This window comes from Stenotrophomonas sp. C-A (assembly GCF_054030835.1).
Map to the genome: position 1 here is coordinate 3,632,478 of NZ_CM132916.1, position 19,566 is coordinate 3,652,043.

General features: G+C 66.8%; 12 protein-coding genes. 9 read left to right on the forward strand and 3 right to left on the reverse strand.

The features are described from left to right. Positions 1-53 precede the first annotated feature (53 nt). Complete coding sequence (gene ampR, locus ACW5IY_RS17015) at positions 54-917, forward strand: LysR family transcriptional regulator AmpR (RefSeq protein WP_049435684.1); 864 nt, start codon at positions 54-56, stop codon at positions 915-917. Between the two features lie 76 nt (positions 918-993). Here ampR and ACW5IY_RS17020 read toward each other — a convergent pair whose 3' ends face one another. After that, positions 994-2,859, reverse strand: a complete 1,866-nt coding sequence (locus tag ACW5IY_RS17020) for an ABC-F family ATP-binding cassette domain-containing protein (protein ID WP_049434799.1) — start codon at positions 2,857-2,859, stop codon at positions 994-996. Positions 2,860-3,194: 335 nt separating this feature from the next. Between ACW5IY_RS17020 and ACW5IY_RS17025 the strand changes: the two genes are divergently transcribed. Both ACW5IY_RS17025 and ybaL read left to right on the forward strand, forming a co-directional pair. Continuing rightward, positions 3,195-5,582, forward strand: coding sequence for a TonB-dependent receptor plug domain-containing protein (locus ACW5IY_RS17025; RefSeq protein ID WP_049434800.1), 2,388 nt, complete (start codon positions 3,195-3,197; stop codon positions 5,580-5,582). 158 nt (positions 5,583-5,740) lie between these two features. Then, entirely contained in the window at positions 5,741-7,438 is a 1,698-nt protein-coding gene (gene ybaL / locus ACW5IY_RS17030) for a YbaL family putative K(+) efflux transporter (protein WP_049434802.1), read from the forward strand. Positions 7,439-7,898: 460 nt separating this feature from the next. On the opposite strand, the gene ACW5IY_RS17035 is transcribed toward ybaL, so the two are convergent. After that, entirely contained in the window at positions 7,899-9,185 is a 1,287-nt protein-coding gene (locus ACW5IY_RS17035; RefSeq protein ID WP_049434804.1) for an O-acetylhomoserine aminocarboxypropyltransferase/cysteine synthase family protein, read from the reverse strand. Positions 9,186-9,367: 182 nt separating this feature from the next. Between ACW5IY_RS17035 and ACW5IY_RS17040 the strand changes: the two genes are divergently transcribed. The 3 genes from ACW5IY_RS17040 (at position 9,368) to ACW5IY_RS17050 (ending at position 12,332) form a co-directional block, all read left to right on the forward strand. Beyond that, on the forward strand, positions 9,368-10,105 hold the full coding sequence (locus ACW5IY_RS17040) for a winged helix-turn-helix domain-containing protein (RefSeq protein WP_049434805.1): 738 nt from the start codon (positions 9,368-9,370) through the stop codon (positions 10,103-10,105). After that, complete coding sequence (locus ACW5IY_RS17045) at positions 10,102-11,391, forward strand: ATP-binding protein (RefSeq protein WP_049434807.1); 1,290 nt, start codon at positions 10,102-10,104, stop codon at positions 11,389-11,391. The genes ACW5IY_RS17040 and ACW5IY_RS17045 overlap by 4 nt, the downstream gene beginning before the upstream one ends. 140 nt (positions 11,392-11,531) lie before the next feature. Next, complete coding sequence (locus tag ACW5IY_RS17050) at positions 11,532-12,332, forward strand: MipA/OmpV family protein (protein ID WP_049434809.1); 801 nt, start codon at positions 11,532-11,534, stop codon at positions 12,330-12,332. A 73-nt stretch (positions 12,333-12,405) separates the two neighbouring features. Here ACW5IY_RS17050 and clpB read toward each other — a convergent pair whose 3' ends face one another. After that, the gene (clpB, locus tag ACW5IY_RS17055) at positions 12,406-14,991 is read right to left on the reverse strand and encodes an ATP-dependent chaperone ClpB (RefSeq protein WP_049434810.1); all 2,586 of its coding nucleotides are present in this window, start codon (positions 14,989-14,991) and stop codon (positions 12,406-12,408) included. A gap of 253 nt (positions 14,992-15,244) precedes the next feature. On the opposite strand from clpB, the gene ACW5IY_RS17060 reads away from it, so the two are divergent. Genes ACW5IY_RS17060 through ACW5IY_RS17070 form a run of 3 tightly spaced genes read left to right on the forward strand, consistent with a single transcriptional unit; the run spans position 15,245 to position 19,540 of the window. Further along, on the forward strand, positions 15,245-15,739 hold the full coding sequence (locus ACW5IY_RS17060; protein WP_049434812.1) for a sigma-70 family RNA polymerase sigma factor: 495 nt from the start codon (positions 15,245-15,247) through the stop codon (positions 15,737-15,739). Further along, a complete protein-coding gene (locus tag ACW5IY_RS17065) occupies positions 15,729-16,697 on the forward strand; it encodes a FecR domain-containing protein (protein WP_049434814.1) in 969 nt (322 codons plus the stop codon). Before ACW5IY_RS17060 ends, ACW5IY_RS17065 begins: the two co-directional genes overlap by 11 nt. Before the next feature lie 53 nt (positions 16,698-16,750). Continuing rightward, entirely contained in the window at positions 16,751-19,540 is a 2,790-nt protein-coding gene (locus ACW5IY_RS17070) for a TonB-dependent receptor (protein WP_053091861.1), read from the forward strand. Positions 19,541-19,566 lie beyond the last annotated feature (26 nt).

Below are 19,566 nucleotides of genomic sequence, written 5' to 3' on the forward strand. Positions count from 1 at the left end.
CCTTCCCTGCCCAGGCGTTAGGATCAGCCATCATCCAGGCTCACGACTCGACGATGCTGCACCCCACCCTGCCGCTGAACGCGCTGCGCGCCTTCGAGGCCGCCGCCCGCCACCAGAACTTCACCCGTGCCGCACTGGAGCTGTGTGTCAGCCAGGCCGCGCTGAGCCACCAGATCCGTGGGCTGGAGGACCGGCTCGGCATCCGCCTGTTCCACCGACTGCCTCGCGGCGTGGCGCTCACCGACGAAGGCGCGGCGCTGTATCCGGTGCTCAACGAATCGTTCGAGCGCATCTCCGCCAGCATTGCGCGCTATACCGGCGGGCCGGCCCGTGAAGTGCTGACGCTGGGCGTGGTCGGCACCTTCGCCACCGGCTGGCTGCTGCCACGGCTGGCCGCGTTCGAGGCCGCGCATCCGGACATCGAGCTGCGCCTGCAGACCCACAACAACCGTATCGACCTGGCCGGCGAAGGCCTGGACCTGGCCATCCGGTTTGGTGATGGCGACTGGCAGGGTCAAGCCTGTACGGCGATCCTCGATGCGCCCTTCGCACCGCTGTGCGCGCCGGCACTGGCGCGGCGGCTGAAACAGCCGCGCGACCTGGGCACGCTGTCGCTGCTGCGCTCCTACCGCAGCGACGAATGGCCGCGCTGGTTGAAGGCGGCAGGAGTGAGTGGCGTGGAAGCCCGCGGGCCGGTGTTTGATTCGTCGTTGACGGTGGCGATGGCCGCGGTCGGCGGCGCCGGCGTGGCGCTGCTGCCGCTGCGCATGTTCGAGCAGGAACTTGCCGAGGGCCGCCTGCTGCAGCCGTTCAGCACTACGCTGGAGCTGGGGCGCTACTGGCTGACGCGATTGCGCTCGCGCGCCGAGCGTGAACCGGCGAAGCGATTCCGCGAATGGCTGCAGGCGCAGGGATGAAAAAGGGGACGGAGGGGATTAAGTCGTTTGTGCCACAAACGACTTAATCCCCTCCGTCCCCTTTTTCGGTTGCCGGTCAGGACTCCAGCAGTTCCATCCAGGCCGCTTCGGCCTTTTCAAGCTGCGCGGCGGCGGTTTCGCGGTCGCGGCCGATCACCGCCATGCGGGTGGCATCGACGTAGTTGGCCGGGTCGGCCAGCTGGCGGTCCAGCTCGGCCACTGCGCCTTCCAGCTCGGCCACCTTGGCCTCGGCGGCGGCCAGCTTGTGCGGGTTCACCGGCTTTTTCTGCACCACCTGCGCCACCGGCGCGGTCTTGACCACCACCGGCTCTTCCACCTGCTCCATGCGGGCCTTGGTGCCCTGTGCCTGCGGGCGGGTACGCAGCCACGCGGCGTAGGCATCCAGATCGCCGTCGAACGGCTCGACCACGCCATCAGCCACGCGCCAATAGGTATCGCAGACCAGGCCGATCAGGTGGCGGTCGTGCGAGACCATCACGATCGCGCCTTCGAAGGTGGCCAGTGCTTCGGCCAGCGCTTCGCGCATTTCCAGGTCAAGGTGGTTGGTCGGTTCGTCCAGCAGCAGCACGTTCGGCTGCTGCCAGGCGATCAGCGCCAGCGCCAGGCGCGCACGCTCGCCACCGGAGAAACCATCGACCGGCTCGAACGCGCGGTCGCCCGGGAAATTCCACTTGCCAAGGAAATCGCGGAACGACTGGTTCGGCGCATCCGGGGCGATTTCGCGGAAGTGTTCCATCGGCGACTGGCCTTCGTGCAGCGACTCCACCGTGTGCTGGGCGAAGTAGCCGATCTTCAGATCCGGATGCGCCATGCGCTCGCCGACGATCGGTGCCAGTTCGCCCACCAGGGTCTTCACCAGCGTGGTCTTGCCGGCGCCGTTCGGGCCGAGCAGGCCGATGCGCTGGCCCGCTTCCAGGCCGAAGCCGACGTTGTGCAGGATCACCGCGTCCTTGCCGTAGCCGGCCTCGACGTGGTTCAGGCGGATCAGCGAGAACGGCAGCTTGGCCGGCGGCGCGAATTCGATGCGGAACTCGCGCTCGGCACGCACCGCTTCGGTACCGGCCAGCTTGGCCAGGCGCTTCATGCGGCTCTGCGCCTGCGCGGCCTTGCTGGCCTGCGCCTTGAAGCGGTCGATGAAGCTCTGCAGGTGGGCGCGCTCGGCCTGTTCCTTCTCGTGCGCGATCTGCTGCTGGCGCAGCTGTTCGGCGCGCTGGCGCTCGAAGTCGGTGTAGCCGCCCGGGTAGAGCTTGGCGCCGCCACCGTGCAGGTGCAGGGTGTGGGTGGCCACGTTGTCGAGGAACTCGCGGTCATGCGAGATCAGCAGCAGGGTGCCCGGGTACTTCAGCAGCCACTGCTCCAGCCAATACACCGCGTCCAGATCCAGGTGGTTGGTCGGTTCGTCCAGCAGCAGCAGGTCACTGGGCATCATCAGCGCGCGTGCCAGGTTCAGGCGCACGCGCCAGCCACCGGAGAACGAGGACACCGCGCGGTGGTGGGTCTCGGCCGGGAAGCCGAGGCCGTGCAGCAGCTTGCCGGCGCGCGCTTCGGCATCGTAGGCATTGAGCTCGGCCATCTTCGTGTGGGCTTCGGCCACCGCTTCCCAGTCTTCACGGGCGGTGGCCTCGGCCTCGGCGGCCAGCACCGCGGCCACCTCGATGTCGCCGCCGAGCACGAAGCTCAGCGCCGGGTCGGGCAGCGACGGGGTCTCCTGGGCAACGCTGGCGATGCGCACCTTGCCGGGCAGGTCGACGTCGCCCTTGTCCGCCTCCAGCTCGCCCTTCACCGCCGCGAACAGGCTGGACTTGCCAGCACCGTTGCGGCCGACCACACCCACCCGATAACCGGCGTGCAGCGTCAGGTCGACATTGGACAACAGCAGCCGCTCGCCGCGGCGCAAGGCGAAATTACGAAGGGAAATCATCGGGGGAGGCGTCCATATAACAAGATGGAATGTGCTGGTGAGCACTGTTCCTGCGACGCAATTCTAGCGTTAACGAATACTTGACGCGCCCCGGGATGCGCGGCGGCCGGCGTTCCTCTCTCCCACGTCCTCGCCGCGCGCGTCCCGGGCTCCCTCCCCCGCCAGTGCCAATTCGGGCTAAATGGTTGCTGCTGCAACGTTTTTTCCGATGACCGGCATTTGACAGGCGCTTAATTTCCCGTTAATTCCTGATTTGCGCACCGCAACAACCGCCGTCCGCTCACCCCCGTGATGTCGATTCCGGTGCCGCCCCCGCCAACCGGAGCCCCATCCCGATGACCCGCAAGACCAGCCTGATCGCCGCCGCCGTCGCTGTCGCACTCGGTGGCTCTCCGTTCGTTGCCGCTGCCCAGCAGGCCGGCACCGCCGCCAACACCCTGGATACGGTGATCGTCACCGGCACCCGCGTGGCCGACCGCACCGTCGCCGAATCGCAGTCGCCGATCGACATCATCACCCCCGAAGCCCTGCAGTCCACCGGCACCAGCGAGCTGGCCACCGCGCTGTCGCGCGCCCTGCCCTCGCTGAACTTCCCGCGCCCGGCCCTGACCGATGGCACCAGCGGCGTGCGCCCGGCGCAGCTGCGCGGCCTGTCACCCGACCAGGTGCTGGTGCTGGTCAACGGCAAGCGCCGCCACACCTCGGCGATGATCAACGTCAACGGCAGCATCGGCCGTGGCTCGTCGGCGGTGGACATCAATGCAATCCCGATCGCCGCCATCGAGCGCGTGGAAGTGCTGCGCGACGGTGCGTCGGCGCAATACGGCTCGGACGCCATCGCCGGCGTCATCAACATCGTGCTCAAGGGCAGCGGCAGTGGCGGCAGCCTGGCGGTGGACTACGGCCAGTACTCGGCCGGTGACGGCAACAAGTACCAGCTCTCCGGCGATACCGGCGTCGAGTTCGGCAACGGCCGTGGCCGCGTGCACGTGGCCGGCCAGATCAGCCAGCAGGACGAAAGCAACCGCGCCGGCCCGTACCGCGGCACCACACCGAACACCGGCAACTTCCCGAGCATCGGCCAGAAGACCTTCATCGTCGGCGACCCGCGCGTGGATGCGACCGCGGCATCGGCCAACGCCAGCTTCGACTTCAGCGACCACGTGACCGGCTACGCCAGCGCGCTGCTGAGCAACCGCGACATCACCTCGTTCGCGTTCTACCGTTCGCGCAACCACAACGGGCAGAGCGCGCTGCTGGCGCAGACCTACCCGGACGGCTTCGTGCCGGAGATCAACCAGTACTCCAAGGACCGCTCGCTGGTGGCCGGGGTCAAGGGCAACACCGACAACGGCTGGACCTGGGACCTGAGCCTGAACCACGGCGAGAACACCCTGGACTTCCACACCCGCAACAGCATCAACTACAGCCTCGGCGCGACCAGCCCGCGCTCGTTCTACGACGGCACGCTGAAGTACCAGCAGGACATCTTCAACGCCGACCTGACCAAGTCGCTGGACTGGGGCCTGGCCTACCCGGTCACGCTGTCCTTCGGTGGTGAGTACCGCAAGGAGAAGTGGGACCAGAAGCCAGGCGAACTGAACTCGTACACCGGCAGCGGCGCGCAGGGCTTCGGTGGCTTCACCCCGACCAATGAAGTGCATGCCGATCGCCACAACTACGCGGTCTACGCCGGCCTGGAAGCGGACCTGACCGAGAAGTTCTCGGCCGGCATCACCGGGCGCTACGAGGATTACTCGGACTTCGGCGACCGCTTCTCCGGCAAGCTGTCGGCGCGCTACGCGTTCACCGACAAGGTCGCGCTGCGGGCAACCGCCTCCAGCGGGTTCCGTGCACCGTCGCTGGCGCAGCAGGGCTACCAGGCGGTGACCAGCCAGTTCCTCAATGGCGTGTTCGTCGAGCGTGGCACCTTCCCGACCACCAGCCCGGCCGCGCAGGCGCTGGGCGCCTCGCCGCTGAAGGCCGAGACCTCCACCTCCTACAGCCTGGGCCTGGTGCTGCAGCCGGTGGACCGCCTGTACATCACCGTCGATGCGTACCAGATCGACATTGATGACCGCATCGCGCTGTCGTCCAGCATCACCACCAACGCCGCCACCAGCGCGCTGCTGGGCACCCTCGGCCTGCCGCAGGTGACCGCGTTCTCGTACTTCACCAACGGCCTGGATACGCGCACCCGCGGCGTCGACTTCGTCTCCAGCTACACCGTGCCGTTCAGCGCCAGCAGCCTGGAGCTGACCGCCGCCTACAGCTACAACGACACCGAAGTGCGCCGCGTCGGCGGCACCCCGGCGGTGTTCGGCACGCTGGGCCTGACCCAGTCGCTGATCGGCCGCGATGAGATCGGCCGCATCGAGGACAGCTACCCGCGCGACAAGGCGATCCTGAGCGGCACCTGGCGTTCGGACCACTGGGAACTGGGCCTGGCGGCGACCCGCTACGGCAAGTTCACCGTGCGCAACTCGGCCACCGCGCTGCGCGACCAGACCTACGGCGACGCCTGGGTGGTGGATGCTTCGGCCAGCTACAAGCCGAGCAGCAACTGGACCCTCACCGTGGGTGCCGACAACCTGCTGGACAAGTACCCGGACCGCACCGAAGACCTGCAGAACTCCACCTTCGGCATGCTGCCGTACAGCAACTACTCGCCGTTCGGCTTCAACGGCGCGTATGTGTATGGGCGCATCAAGTACACCTGGTAAGCGGTAGTGCCGGCCGCTGGCCGGCATTCCGTGGCGCGGGTGGGGTAGATCCCTTTTCCTGCAGGAAAAGGGATCTGACCCCATTTGCATTTAAGGTTTGCCGCATCTGGCGCATTAGGTGAAAATCGGGGCATCCCCCCGATTTCCTGCGAGTGCCGATGCACCATGACACCGACCTGATCAACATCGTTGCCGTTGGCCTGGGGCTCGCCTTCATCTTCGGCGCGCTGGCCAACAAGCTCCGCTTGTCCCCTCTGGTCGGTTACCTGGTTGCTGGCATCTGTGTAGGCCCGTTCACCCCCGGCTTCGTCGCCGACCAGGCGCTGGCCAACCAGCTGGCCGAGCTGGGCGTGATGCTGCTGATGTTCGGCGTCGGCCTGCACTTCTCGCTGAAGGACCTGATGGCGGTCAAGGCCATCGCCATCCCCGGTGCCATCGGCCAGATCGCGGTGGCCACCCTGCTCGGCTGGGGCGTGGCCTCGCTGATGGGCTGGCCTGCCCTGCATGGCGTCATCTTCGGTTTCTCGCTGGCCACCGCCAGTACCGTGGTGCTGCTGCGGGCGATGGAAGAACGCCGCCTGCTGGAGACCATGCGCGGCAAGATCGCGGTCGGCTGGCTGATCGTGGAAGACCTGGCCTGTGTGCTGGCACTGGTGATGATGCCGGTGATGGCCGGTGTGTTCGGTCCCGACGCGGCCAAGGAATCGCATTCGCTGGGCAGCGTGCTGGCCGACATCGGCTGGACCTTCGTGCAGCTGGGCCTGTTCGTGGCGGTGATGCTGGTGGTCGGCCGCCGGGTCATTCCGTGGATCCTGGAACGCATCGCAGGTACCGGTTCGCGCGAGTTGTTCACCCTGTCGGTGCTGGCGATCGCGCTGGGCGTCGCGTTCGGTTCGGCGATGCTGTTCGGTGTCTCGTTCGCGCTGGGCGCGTTCTTCGCCGGCATGCTGCTCAACGAATCGGAGCTGAGCCACAAGGCCGCGCACGATTCGCTGCCACTGCGCGATGCGTTCGCGGTGCTGTTCTTTGTTTCGGTCGGCATGCTGTTCGACCCCAACATCCTCGTCCAGCACCCGTGGCAGGTGCTGGCCACGGTGCTGATCATCATGTTCGGCAAGTCGGCCGCTGCGTTCTTCATCGTGCGCGCGTTCGGGCATCCGACCAGCACCGCGTTGACCATCTCGGCCAGCCTGGCGCAGATCGGTGAGTTCGCCTTCATCATCGCCGGCCTCGGCGTGGCACTGCAGATCCTGCCCAAGGAAGGCCAGTCGCTGGTACTGGCCGGTGCGCTGGTGTCGATCATGCTCAACCCGCTGGTGTTCGGCCTGCTCGACCGTTGGCAGGCCAAGCAGGAACAGTCGCCCCAGGCCGCCGAGCCCGAAGAGGCCACCGGTCCCTCGCGTGACCTGCATGACCACGCCATCGTGATTGGTTATGGCCGCGTGGGCAGCGAACTGGCCCAGGTGCTGCGCGACCGTGGCGTGCCGGTGCTGGTGATCGATGACAACAAGGAACACGTCGAGCAGGCGCACGCCAAGGGCCTGGCGGCGATCCGCGGCAGCGCCGCTGCCGACCGGGTGCTGGCCGAGGCCCATCCGGAGCGCGCGAAGATTGCGGTGCTGGCAATTCCACAGCCGCTGGAAGCCGGTGAGGCACTGGCCAAGCTGCGGGCGATCAACCCGGACCTGACCCTGCTGGCGCGCGCGCACAGCGATGCGGAAGTGAAGCATCTGCTGGAACACGGTGCCGATGGCACGGTGATGGCCGAACGTGAGCTGGCGTACTCGCTGGCGGAGATGATCATGTCCACGCCGCCGTACCGGAATCTTGGGCAGCACAGCATTCCGGTGGTGTGAGGAGTGTGGGTGCGGCAGGGCTTGCAGCCCTGCACCTGCCAAGGCAACAGCAAAGGCAAAGGCAAAAGCTGACTATCCGTGGGATGGCGGGGTGGGTCCGGTTGCAGGGGACGCCGTGAATCCGTCCATGGAGGCTCGGTCGCGCCTTGCTCGTGTGCGCTGTCCTGCGCACACGGCAAGACCGGAGTTGGGCGTCCTGCCCAACCCGCCCGAGGCATGCCTCGGGCCCATGGCGCTCACGCCCCTGCAACCGGACCCACCCCGCCTTCGACAGTTCGCCGCTGCTGTTGGTGGGTGTCGACCTTGGTCGACACCGCTGCACAAAAAAATCCCCGGTCGACCCGCATCGACCGGGGATCTGGATCGCCACGTTGCCATGCCTTGGAGAGGCAGTTCCACCGTAGCGCATCGCGGTGCCGGTGGTGATCGCCTGTAGCGATGACGACCAAGCGCGTGGCTATCAGGCGCCGGCCAGGGCCTGTTCCAGGTCGGCACGCAGGTCGCCGATGTGCTCGATGCCGATCGACAGCCGCACGGTGTCCTCGCTGACGCCGGCCTTGGCCAGTTCGGCGGCATCCAGCTGGCGATGGGTGGTCGAGGCCGGATGGGTGGCCAGTGACTTCGCATCGCCCAGGTTGACCAGGCGGGTGAACAGCTTCAGCGCATCAAGGAAGCGCGCGCCGGCTTCACGGCCGCCGGGCAGGCCGAAGGTCAGTACGCCCGAGCCGTGGCCACCGAGGTAGCGCTGCGCGGCGGCATGCTCGGGGTCGTCGGCCAACCCGGCATAGCGTACCCAGGCGACCTTGGCGTGCGCCTTCAGGAACTGCGCGACGGCCAGTGCGTTGGCGTTGATGCGCTCCATGCGCAGTGCCAGCGTCTCGATGCCCTGCAGGATGAGGAACGCGTTGAACGGTGACAGCGCCGCGCCGGTATTGCGCAGTGGCACCACGCGCGCGCGGCCGATGTAGGCAGCCGGTCCCAGGGCTTCGGTATAGACCACGCCGTGGTAGCTCGGATCGGGTTGGTTGAGGCGGGCGAAGCGCTTCGGCTGCGCGGCCCAGTCGAAGCGGCCGGAATCGATGATCGCGCCGCCGAGGCTGGTGCCGTGGCCGCCCAGGTACTTGGTCAGCGAATGCACCACGATGTCGGCGCCGTGCTCGAACGGGCGCAGCAGGAACGGGGTGGCTACGGTGTTGTCGACGATCAGCGGCACGCCAGCCGCGTGAGCGACTTCGGCGATGGCGGCGATGTCGGTGACATTACCGCGCGGATTGCCGATCGATTCGACGAACACCGCCTTGGTGCGTTCGTCGATCAGGTCGGCAAACGCCGCTGGATCGGCCGGGTCGGCGAAGCGCGCCTGGATGCCGTACTGCGGCAGCGTGTGGGCCAGCAGGTTGAGGCTGCCGCCATACAGCGCGCTGGAGGCGACGATGTTGTCACCGGCCTCGGCGATGGTCTGGATTGCGTAGGTGATCGCGGCCTGCCCCGAGGCCAGTGCCAGCGCGCCGATGCCACCTTCCAGCGCGGCCAGGCGCTGCTCCAGCACGTCGGTAGTGGGGTTCATGATGCGGGTGTAGATGTTGCCGGGCACCTTCAGGTCGAACAGGTCGGCGCCGTGCTGGGTGTCATCGAAGGCATACGCCACCGTCTGGTAGATCGGCACCGCCACCGCGCGGGTGGTCGGGTCGGGACGGTAGCCGCCGTGCACGGCCAGGGTTTCCAGTTGCCACTGCGGGTCGCTCATTGCGCCAGGCTCCATCCGGGGAAACCGCCACGATAGGCCAGGCACGGCGTGGCACTGAGAGCCGCTGGCGATGACGCCAGTACCGCCGGTTATCAGGTTGGCCGCGATTCAGGCAGCCGTCATGGGCCGTTGCTAGGCTTCGCCGCCGGGCGCTCCTGTCCGGGCACGGAGGCCCTACGCGCATGCAGCCATCCCCTTGGACACCCACCGCCAACGGCACGCCGACACCGGTCCTGCTGGTGGAAGACGATCGCCGCCTGGCCGAACTGGTCAGCGACTACCTGCACGAGCATGGCTTTGCCGTGCAGCACGTCGCCCGTGGCGACCTGGCCGGCGCGGCCTGCCGCCAGCACGCGCCGGAACTGGTGGTGCTGGACCTGATGCTGCCCGGCCTCGGCGGCATCGACGTGTGCAGGCAGATCCGCAGCTTCTCCGATGTGCCGATCCTGATGCTGACCGCGTGCGAGGACGACATCGAGCAGGTACTGGGCCTGGAATCCGGCGCCGACGATTACGTGCACAAGCCGATCGAACCGCGCCTGCTGCTGGCCCGCCTGCGTGCCCTGCTGCGGCGCCGCCATGGCGGCAGCAACACCGGCACGCCCTGCCGCCTGATGCACGGCGAACTGCTGATCGACCGCATGCAGCGCGAGGTGCATCTGCATGGCCAGCCGGTAGACATGGGCACCACCGAATTCGAGATCCTGTGGCTGCTGGCCAGCCAGCCGGGGCAGATCCTGTCGCGCGACCAGATCCTGCAGGCGGTGCGCGGCATCGGCTTCGACGGCCTGGACCGCAGTGTCGATGTCAGCATCGGCAAGCTGCGCCGCAAGCTGGGCGATGACGCGCGCGAACCGCGACGGATCAAGACCGTGTGGGGCCGTGGCTACCAGTTCAATCCGTCGGCCTGGACCGCATGAAGCGGCTGTTCCTGTGGCTGTGGTTTGTCACTGGTGCCTGCTTCCTGGTGTCGGTGTTCTTCTTCAACCGCATCTTGGACGGCATCTACACGCCCATGCAGGATCGCGTCTTCGTCCAGCAGGTGCGCGGACAGGTGTACGCCCTGCGCACTGGCCTGACCGGGCTGGACGCCGGGCAGCAGCGTGAGCGCCTGCAGCAGTGGCAGCCCCACTACGGCATTGCCCTCACCCTGCTCGACAGTCCCCCCGCGCTCGACCCGCAGGAACAGGCAGCCGTGCAGGCCGATGGCTTCATCATGCGCGATCAGTACCAGCAGGTCCTGCTGCCGATCGAGGGCCTCGACGGCCGTTGGATGCACCTGCGCCTGCCTGGCGCGGTGCAGATGACGACGTACATGACCATCGCCGTCTATCTCAGCATCCTGTTGCTGGTGGGCGCCAGCCTGTATGCCTGGGTGCGCCTGCTCTGGCGCGACCTCGAAGCGTTGCGCCTGCACGCCGACCGCATCGGCGCCGGTGATCTGCAGGCACGCGCACAGGTTTCACCACGCTCGCAGATCCGGGTCATCGTCGACCATTCCAACCGCATGGCGGCGCGCGTAGCCGAACTGGTGCAGCGCCAGCGCGACCTGACCCATGCGATCTCGCATGAGCTGCGCACACCGATCGCGCGCGTGGCCTTCGGCCTGGACCTGATGCAGGACAGCGATGACCGCGAGCGCCGCGAACGGCTGGCACAGGGCCTGCACGGCGACCTGGCCGAACTCAACCGGCTGGTCAGCGAACTACTGGCCTATGAGCGCCTGGAACATCCCAGCGAAGGCGAACCGCTACAGCGCATCGAAGCCAACGACTGGCTGCAGGCCTGCCTGGCCGATGCACGCCGTGATGCCGAACGCGGCGGCGTGGTCCTGCGCGTGCAACCCAGTGCGTTGCCACGGGTGGATGCCGAGCCGCGCCTGCTGCAACTGGCACTGAGCAATCTGGTCGGCAATGCGCTGCGCCACACGCATTCGCAGGTGGAAGTCTCGCTGGTCGGCGTCGGCGGCCGCGCCTGCCTGCGTGTGGATGACGACGGCCCCGGCATCGCCGAAGCCGATCGCGAGAAGGTGATGCGTCCATTCACCCGCCTGGACGACAGCCGCAGCCGCGACACCGGCGGCTTCGGACTAGGCCTGGCCATTGTCAGCCGCATCGCCGCCCGCCACGGTGGCGAGCTGCGCATCAGCCGCGCCACGCTGGGCGGCGCGCGCCTGGAAATGCACTGGCCGCTGGCTGCCAGCTGAACGCCCACGGGCGCCATTACAGTTGATTACAACTCCCGCACAACTGCGGACGGATCGGTCGCCGGCATATCGCCACGCTGGCAACCCTGCAGCACACGCCGGATGCGCGTGCTGCTTTCCTCCCATTGTCGAGAGTTTCCATGTCCCAGCTTCGCCGTTCCCCCGCCCTGCTCTGCCTGGCCCTGTCGCCGCTGTTCGCGGCCCCGATCGCCCACGCCAAGGATGACCACTGGACCTTCGAGCTCGCCGCTGGCGGTGGCGTGACGCCTCGCTACAGCGGCAGCGAGGAGTATCGTGCGACGCCTTCGCTGTCCTTCGATGTCACCTCGCCGGGGGGCTGGTTTCTGGGCACCAGTGGCATCGGCTGGGGCACGTCCATCGGCGAGCACACGCGCGTGAGTGCCTACGTCGGCGCCAGCGGCATCCGCAAGGAAAAGGACTCCCTGCTCGGTGGTTCGGACTTCCTGCGCGGCATGGGCGATATCGATGCCCGTCCCCTGGTCGGCGTCTCGGCTGGTTATACGCTGGGCGAAGCCGTGCTGAGCGGTTCCTGGCAGTTCACCCGCAAGGATGAGGACAAGGCCGAGAACGGCCTGGCCACCCAGCAGGTGCACTTGAACCTGACCCTGCCGCTGTTCGACCTGGCCGGTGGCGTGGTCAGCGGCAGCGTCTCCACCGACTACGGCAACCGCGGTTACATGCAGACCTGGTACGGCGTCAGTCCGGAACAGGCCGCGCGCACCGGCTTTGCCGAGCACAAGCCGAAGGCCGGCCTGGTCAGCGCCGGTCTCGGCCTGAAGTGGAGCCACCGCGTGGGCCGCAACGGCAACTGGTACATCTCGGCCGAAGGCACGCGCCTGCTTGGCGATGCCGCCGACAGCCCGATCGTGCAGAAGGCGAACCAGTTCGGCTTGATGAGCGGCTATACGCACCGCTTCTGAGTGAGCGCCGGGCATGGCCCGGCGTACTTCGCAGGAAACGGAGCGCTGCGGTCAGGCAGCGCCCCGTGGCGATTCAGGCCTTGGCGAACACCAGATGGCCGCCGTCGTTGCCGACTTCGATGGTGTCGCCGTTGACGAAGGCACCGGAGAGGATCTTCTGCGCCAGCGGATTTTCCAGCTGTGCCTGGATTGCCCGCTTCAACGGACGCGCGCCATACACCGGATCGAAACCGACGTTGCCGAGCAGGTCGAACGCTGCATCGGACACCAGCAGCTTCAAGCCACGCTCAGCCAGGCGCTTTTCCAGGCCACGCATCTGGATGCGCGCGATCTGCTTGATCTGCTGCTTGTCCAGGGGGTGGAACACCACGATGTCGTCCAGGCGGTTGATGAATTCCGGGCGGAAGTGCGCCTGCACCACGCCCATCACCGCCGCCTTCATCTGCGTGTAGGCCTCCGGGCTGTCGTCGGTGCTCATGTCCTGGATCTGGTGCGAGCCCAGGTTCGAGGTCATCACGATGACGGTGTTGCGGAAGTCCACGGTGCGGCCCTGGCCATCGGTCAGGCGGCCATCGTCCAGCACCTGCAGCAGGATGTTGAACACATCCGGATGCGCCTTTTCCACTTCGTCCAGCAGGATCAGCGAATACGGGCGGCGACGCACGGCCTCGGTCAGGTAGCCGCCTTCCTCGTAGCCAACGTAGCCCGGGGGCGCACCGATCAGGCGGGCGACGCTGTGCTTCTCCATGAACTCGCTCATGTCGATGCGGATCATCGCGTCGGCGCTGTCGAACAGGAACTCGGCCAGCGACTTGCATAGCTCGGTCTTGCCGACACCGGTTGGGCCGAGGAACAGGAACGAGCCGGCCGGACGATTCGGATCGGACAAGCCCGCACGCGAACGGCGCACGGCATCGGAGACGACCTTGATCGCTTCCTCCTGGCCGACCACGCGGTTATGCAGCACTTCTTCCATGCGCAGCAGCTTGTCGCGCTCGCCTTCGAGCATCTTGTTGACCGGAATGCCGGTCCAGCGCGAGACGACCTCGGCGATCTCCTCGTCGGTGACCCGGTCCTGCACCAGCTTGAAGTCCTTGTGCTCGGCTTCCTGGGCGGCGGCCAACTGCTTCTCCAGCTGCGGCAGCAGGCCGTACTGGATCTCGCTCATGCGCGCGAAATCCTGGCGGCGCTGCGCGGATTCCAGCTCCAGCTTGGCCTGCTCGACCTGCTCCTTGATCTTGGTTGCACCCTGCAGCGCCGCCTTCTCCGACTTCCAGATTTCATTGAGGTCGGAGAACTCGCGCTCCAGCGCATCGATGTCGTTCTCCAGATCGGCCAGGCGCTGCCGCGAGGCCTCGTCCTTTTCCTTCTTCAGCATCTCGCGCTGGATCTTCAGCTGGATCACCCGGCGTTCCAGGCGGTCCAGTTCCTCCGGCTTGGAGTCGATCTCCATGCGCAGGCGCGAGGCGGCCTCGTCCATCAGATCGATGGCCTTGTCCGGCAGCTGGCGGTCAGTGATGTAGCGGTTGGACAACGTGGCCGCCGCGACGATGGCCGGGTCGGTGATTTCCACGCCGTGGTGCACCGCGTACTTTTCCTTCAGCCCGCGCAGGATGGCGATGGTGTCCTCCACCGACGGTTCGCCCACGAACACCTTCTGGAAGCGGCGCTCCAGCGCGGCGTCCTTTTCGATGTACTTGCGGTACTCATCCAGCGTAGTGGCACCCACGCAGTGCAGCTCGCCGCGTGCCAGTGCAGGCTTGAGCATGTTGCCGGCATCCATCGCACCGTCGGCCTTGCCGGCGCCGACCATGGTGTGCAGCTCATCGATGAACAGGATGATCTGCCCTTCGCTCTTGGCCAGGTCGTTGAGCACGCCCTTCAGGCGCTCCTCGAATTCACCACGGAACTTGGCGCCGGCAATCAGCGCGCCCATGTCCAGCGACAGCACGCGCTTGCCGCGCAGGCCCTCGGGCACTTCGTCGTTGATGATGCGCTGGGCCAGGCCTTCCACGATCGCGGTCTTGCCCACGCCGGGTTCGCCGATCAGCACCGGATTGTTCTTGGTCCGGCGCTGCAGCACCTGGATGGTGCGACGGATCTCCTCGTCACGGCCGATCACCGGATCAAGCTTGCCGCTCTCGGCACGCGCGGTCAGGTCGATGGTGTACTTCTCCAGCGCCTGCCGCTGTTCCTCGGCATTTTCCGACTGCACGTTCTCGCCGCCGCGAAGCTTGTCGATGGCAGCCTGCAGGCGGGTCTTGTCGGCACCGGCGGCGCGCAGCGCCATGCCCAGCGTGCCGTTGTCTTCCAGCGCGGCCAGCACGAACCACTCGCTGGCAATGAAGGCATCGCCGTTCTGCTGGGCCAGCTTGTCAGTGTGATTGAGCAGGCGGCCGAGGTCATTGCCCATCGAAACGTTGCCGGCCTGGCCGGACACCTTGGGTAGCGCATCCAGCGCCTCGGTCAGGCGCTCGCGCAGCACCGGCACGTTCACCCCGGCCTGGGCCAGCAACGGGCGCGTGCTGCCACCCTGCTGGTCCAGCAGCGCGCTGAACAGGTGAACCGGTTCGATGATGCTGTTGTCGCGGCCCACGGCCAGCGACTGTGCGTCTGCCAGCGCCTGCTGGAAACGCGAGGTGAGCTTGTCCATCCGCATTGCGAATCCTCATCGGTCATCAGAGCCGGCCCGCGCCGGCGATGCTGGAAAGATGCGGTTGCCCCACCCCGTTTCAAGGGTGACTGCGACTGCACCCCGAGGCCAGTCAGCCTGGGGCCAGCATGCCGGAACGCATGTTGCCGCCGCGTTGATCCTGCGCAAGCCACTGCGCGCCTGGCACTGGAATCCGGACATCGCGGATGCGATACTTGCGAATCATTCTCATTTCGATCAAGGCCGCACATCCCCTTTCATGGGCCTCCACCACGAACAACTGGGCATGCTGTACCGCGATCATCGCGTCTGGCTGCACGGCTGGCTGAGCGGGCGCGTGGGCAATCGCGATGTGGCCGACGATCTCACCCAGGACACCTTCGCGCGGCTGCTGCAGGGACGCGATCTCGCTGCGCTGCGTGAGCCGCGTGCGTTCCTGACCACCGTGGCGCGTGGGCTGGCCGCCAACTGGTTCCGCCGCCAGGCGCTGGAGCGCGCCTACCTGGAATACCTGGCGCAGTTCCCAGAGCCGGTGTTGCCCTCGCTGGAAGAACAGGCCCTGGTACGTGAGGCCCTGCAACAGATCGATGCGATGCTGGACGGGTTACCCGCAATGGCGCGCCGGGTGTTCCTGCTGGCGCAGTTCGATGGGCTCCGCTATGAAGCCATCAGCGAACAGCTGGGGCTGTCGCTGTCCACGGTGAAGCGGCACATGAAACGGGCATTGCTGGGCTGCCTTGCGCATGCCGGCTGAGACCACCGCCGAACCGGCACTTCCGCCCCGTGTACTGGAACAGGCAGCCGACTGGCTGATGCGCCTGCACGAAGACGGCAACGCAACGCAGCGCGCGCGGTGGCAGCGCTGGCACGATGCCGACCCCGAGCATGCCCGCGCGTGGCAGCGTGCGGAACGCTTGCTGGCATTGACCTCCCATGTGCCTGCGCCGCTGGCCCAACGCACGTTGCAGCGGCCTGCGTCTGCCGGCCGGCGCGCCGTGCTGCGCAGCGTTGCCGCACTGCTGGTGGCTCCACTCGGTGGTTGGCTGGCATGGCGGTTGTGGGACGACGCGGCGTGGGATGCCAGCGTCCGTACCGCCGTGGGCGAACGATCACAGCGGGTGCTGGACGATGGCAGCGTACTGCAGCTGGATACCGGCACTGCGGTCGACGTCGCATTCGATACGCATGCGCGCCTTCTGCGGCTGCGGCATGGGCAGATGCTGGTGGAGACAGCCGCTGATCCACAACGCCCGGCGAGGCCGTTCCGGGTTACGACCCCCTACGGCACGCTGCAGGCACTTGGCACCCGTTTCTGCGTGCGCCTGTTCGGGGACGATGCCCTGCTGGTGGTCCAGCACGGCGCGGTGCGGATCTCCATACCGGGTCAACAGCGCGAGGTCGACGCCGGGCAGCAGCTGTGCTGGAACCTGACCCGGCTGCCACTGCCCGTACCTGCGTTACCCGGCGCTGACGCGTGGGTCCGGGGCATGCTGGTCGCCGATGCAATGCCGCTGCAGCAGGTTTTGCAGGAGCTGGGGCGCTATCAGCACCGCTGGCTGCGCGTGGATCCGCGCGTCGCCGGCCTGCCGGTGTCCGGCGCATTCCCGCTGGACGACCTACAACGCAGCCTGTCGATGCTTGCCGCCACCCATGAGCTGCGGATCGAGCAGGGGCTATGGATCCACGTGTCGGCTGCGGGACATCGCGGCTGACACTTTTCCGAGCGTCGCGTGGCAGAGGGTATGAACCCCTCACTTTCCTCCCCATGACCGTGAACCTGCCCCGGCTTCGACTGAGCCTCCTCGCCTCCGCGCTCGCCGCCACACCCGCGCTGGCTCAATCACCGCCCGATGAATCCCTGCACGTCCAGCGCAGCACCGTCTCGCTGGGCAGTGCACTGGGCGCGTTCGCCGCCGAGCATGGCGTGGCCCTGTCCTTCGACCCCGCGCTGACCCGTGGCCGCCAGGCTCCATCGATTACCATAGGGCTGGACGTGGACGCAGGGTTCGACGCACTGCTGCACGGCAGCGGGCTGCGCGCGGTGCGGCGCGCCGATGGCAGCTACACCTTGCAGCGTGCGCAGGTGTCGGCAGGCGCACGACGCACCAGTACCCTGCACGTGCCGGGGCAGGACACCGGTTCGACCTTCGGAGGCAGCCTGCAACTGGACCGCAGCTACGTCGCGGCGCAGGCCGCCGGCAACGGTGACATCACCCGGCTGCTGCGCATCCATCCCGCCGTGCAGTTCGACAATGCCGACCAGGGCAGCTTCAGCCCCGGCGAAATCCGTCCTGCGGAAATCAGCATCAATGGTGCGAAGTTCTATCAGAACGCGTTCATCGTCGATGGCATGAATTTCAACAACGACATCGACCCGGGTGCGGATCCGGAGGTATACCGGCTGTTCTCCGTTCCAGGCGGCTCGCAGGCGCTGGCACTGGACAGCAGCCTGCTGGAAGGCATCACCGTGCATGACAGCAACGTTTCGGCCGCCTATGGTGGATTCAACGGCGGCGTGGTCGAAGCCAGCACCCGACGACCATCGCGCGCCTTCAGCGGCCGCCTGTCCACCCAGTCCTCGCGATCTTCGTGGACACGCTACCACCTGGACTCCACCGTCGCAGACAGCTACCAGAAGGCGTCCGGCGCGAACGACGGGCAGCCGGAATTCAAGAAGACAACCACGCGCGCTGATCTGGAAGGCTATCTGACCGACCGCATCGGCGTCCTGGCCAGTTTCACCCGCAAGCGCTCGACCATTCCCACCTACAACCTGCAGTCGCACCTGGTCGACGACGCGCATCCGGAGAAACAGATCCAGCGGCGCAGCATCGACAATCTGTTCGTCAAGGCGGTCTGGGAAGCGAGCGACACCCTCGACATCGAGGCAAGCTTTACCCGTGCGCCGGAGGAATCCCACTACTTCCGCTCCAACGTCCCCGGTGCCGGCATCGACATCATTGGCGGTGGCCGCCAGGCGATGCTCAAGGCGACGTGGTCGCCGCAATGGGGCAATCTGACCCAGCAGGTGGGCTGGAGTTCTACCGAGCAGTCCCGCCATCCACAGTCTGCGGACTACATGAGCTGGCACTGGGCCGAGGGCAAGGACTGGGGAACCGCTGGCAGCTCGCTGGAAGGTGAATTCGGCGATATTGACCAGGCACAGAAGACGCTCCAGTACCGTGCCGATCTGATACTGGCACCGCAGCGCTGGCTGGGCATGGAGCATCGTTTCGCGGCAGGCGTCCAGTACCAGCACCAGGATGTCGACTACGAGCGCCTGGACGACACCTACATCTATGTCTCGCCGGCGCGCACCACCAGCTGTACCAACAAGGCCGGCATCACCGACACTCAGACCTGCTGGATGGGCCTGACCCGCACCGGCCGCACCAACACCAGCAACTGGCCCGGACAGTTCTTCACCAACCGCACCTATTACACGCGCGGCCGGCTAGACTTCCAGATCGACAGCTGGAGCGCCTACGCCGAAGACAACATCCGCGCGGGGCGCCTGTCGTTGCGCCCCGGCCTGCGCATCGACCATGACAGCTACATGCGGCACACCACGGTCGCACCGCGCCTGGCGATGTCACTGGATCTCGACGCCGCCGGCGACACCCAGCTGATCGCGGGTGCCAACCGTTATTACGGCCGCAACGCGGCCACGTGGCGGCTGCGCGATGGCCTTGATCGGCTGCAATACAGGAACCAGCGCCGCCCCACCCTCGACAGCGAGTGGACCGCAGGCACGCAGACCGCCAACGGCCTGCATTTCGATCGCCTGAGAATCGCCTACGACGATGAGCTGACGCTGGGCGTCAAGCAGCAATGGAAGGGCTGGGAGTTCCTCGGCAAGGTCGTCAGCCGCAAGGGGCGTGACCAGGTCGTGCGTTCCAGCAGCCGGGTACAGGACGAACGCGCGGATGACCCTTCACTGGCCACCCACTACGAAACCTGGAGCAACGACGGCCGCAGCGAGACGCAGATCATCAGCCTCACCGTGCGCCCCCTGCGCCGCCTGCAGTTCGGAGCAACCAGCACCACGGGCCTGCTGGCGCTGGACTGGACCGAAAGCCGCTCTTCTGCGCCCGACTACGAGGACGACTTCAGCACCGCGTACTACGAGAATCCGATCATCCGTTACGACGGCAGCTACATCCGCTACCGCGATCGTCCGGCAGACAACTTCACTCGCCCATGGACCGCGCGACTGGCCACGACCACGCATATCCCGGCAGCTCGGCTGACCTGGGGCAATACGCTGCGCTACCGGGCCGGCTATCGCGCGATACGGGACACCGGACTGAAGGATGTCCATGACGGCCAGAGTGTTGCGGTCTGGGAAAGACGGCGGTTTGCCCCTTCGTTGATCTGGGACATGCGCATTGGCTGGGAGCAGCCCTTGTCGACAATGGGCACGGTGTTCGCCAACGTGGATGTGTTCAACGTGCTGGATCGGCGCGCGGTGAATGGCGTATCCAGCAGCGTCAGCCGCACGCCGTACTACGAAATGGGACGCTCGTTCTGGCTCGAAGTGGGATATCGCTTCTGAGGCCCGCGCGCCGCCGCAGGCTTGGC

Coding starts and splice junctions, on each gene's coding strand:
- ampR (WP_049435684.1), top strand. CDS start 54: ATGCTGCACCCCACCCTGCCGCTGAACGCGCTGCGCGCCTTCGAGGCC.
- ACW5IY_RS17020 (WP_049434799.1), bottom strand. CDS start 2,859: ATGATTTCCCTTCGTAATTTCGCCTTGCGCCGCGGCGAGCGGCTGCTG.
- ACW5IY_RS17025 (WP_049434800.1), top strand. CDS start 3,195: ATGACCCGCAAGACCAGCCTGATCGCCGCCGCCGTCGCTGTCGCACTC.
- ybaL (WP_049434802.1), top strand. CDS start 5,741: ATGCACCATGACACCGACCTGATCAACATCGTTGCCGTTGGCCTGGGG.
- ACW5IY_RS17035 (WP_049434804.1), bottom strand. CDS start 9,185: ATGAGCGACCCGCAGTGGCAACTGGAAACCCTGGCCGTGCACGGCGGC.
- ACW5IY_RS17040 (WP_049434805.1), top strand. CDS start 9,368: ATGCAGCCATCCCCTTGGACACCCACCGCCAACGGCACGCCGACACCG.
- ACW5IY_RS17045 (WP_049434807.1), top strand. CDS start 10,102: ATGAAGCGGCTGTTCCTGTGGCTGTGGTTTGTCACTGGTGCCTGCTTC.
- ACW5IY_RS17050 (WP_049434809.1), top strand. CDS start 11,532: ATGTCCCAGCTTCGCCGTTCCCCCGCCCTGCTCTGCCTGGCCCTGTCG.
- clpB (WP_049434810.1), bottom strand. CDS start 14,991: ATGCGGATGGACAAGCTCACCTCGCGTTTCCAGCAGGCGCTGGCAGAC.
- ACW5IY_RS17060 (WP_049434812.1), top strand. CDS start 15,245: ATGGGCCTCCACCACGAACAACTGGGCATGCTGTACCGCGATCATCGC.
- ACW5IY_RS17065 (WP_049434814.1), top strand. CDS start 15,729: ATGCCGGCTGAGACCACCGCCGAACCGGCACTTCCGCCCCGTGTACTG.
- ACW5IY_RS17070 (WP_053091861.1), top strand. CDS start 16,751: ATGACCGTGAACCTGCCCCGGCTTCGACTGAGCCTCCTCGCCTCCGCG.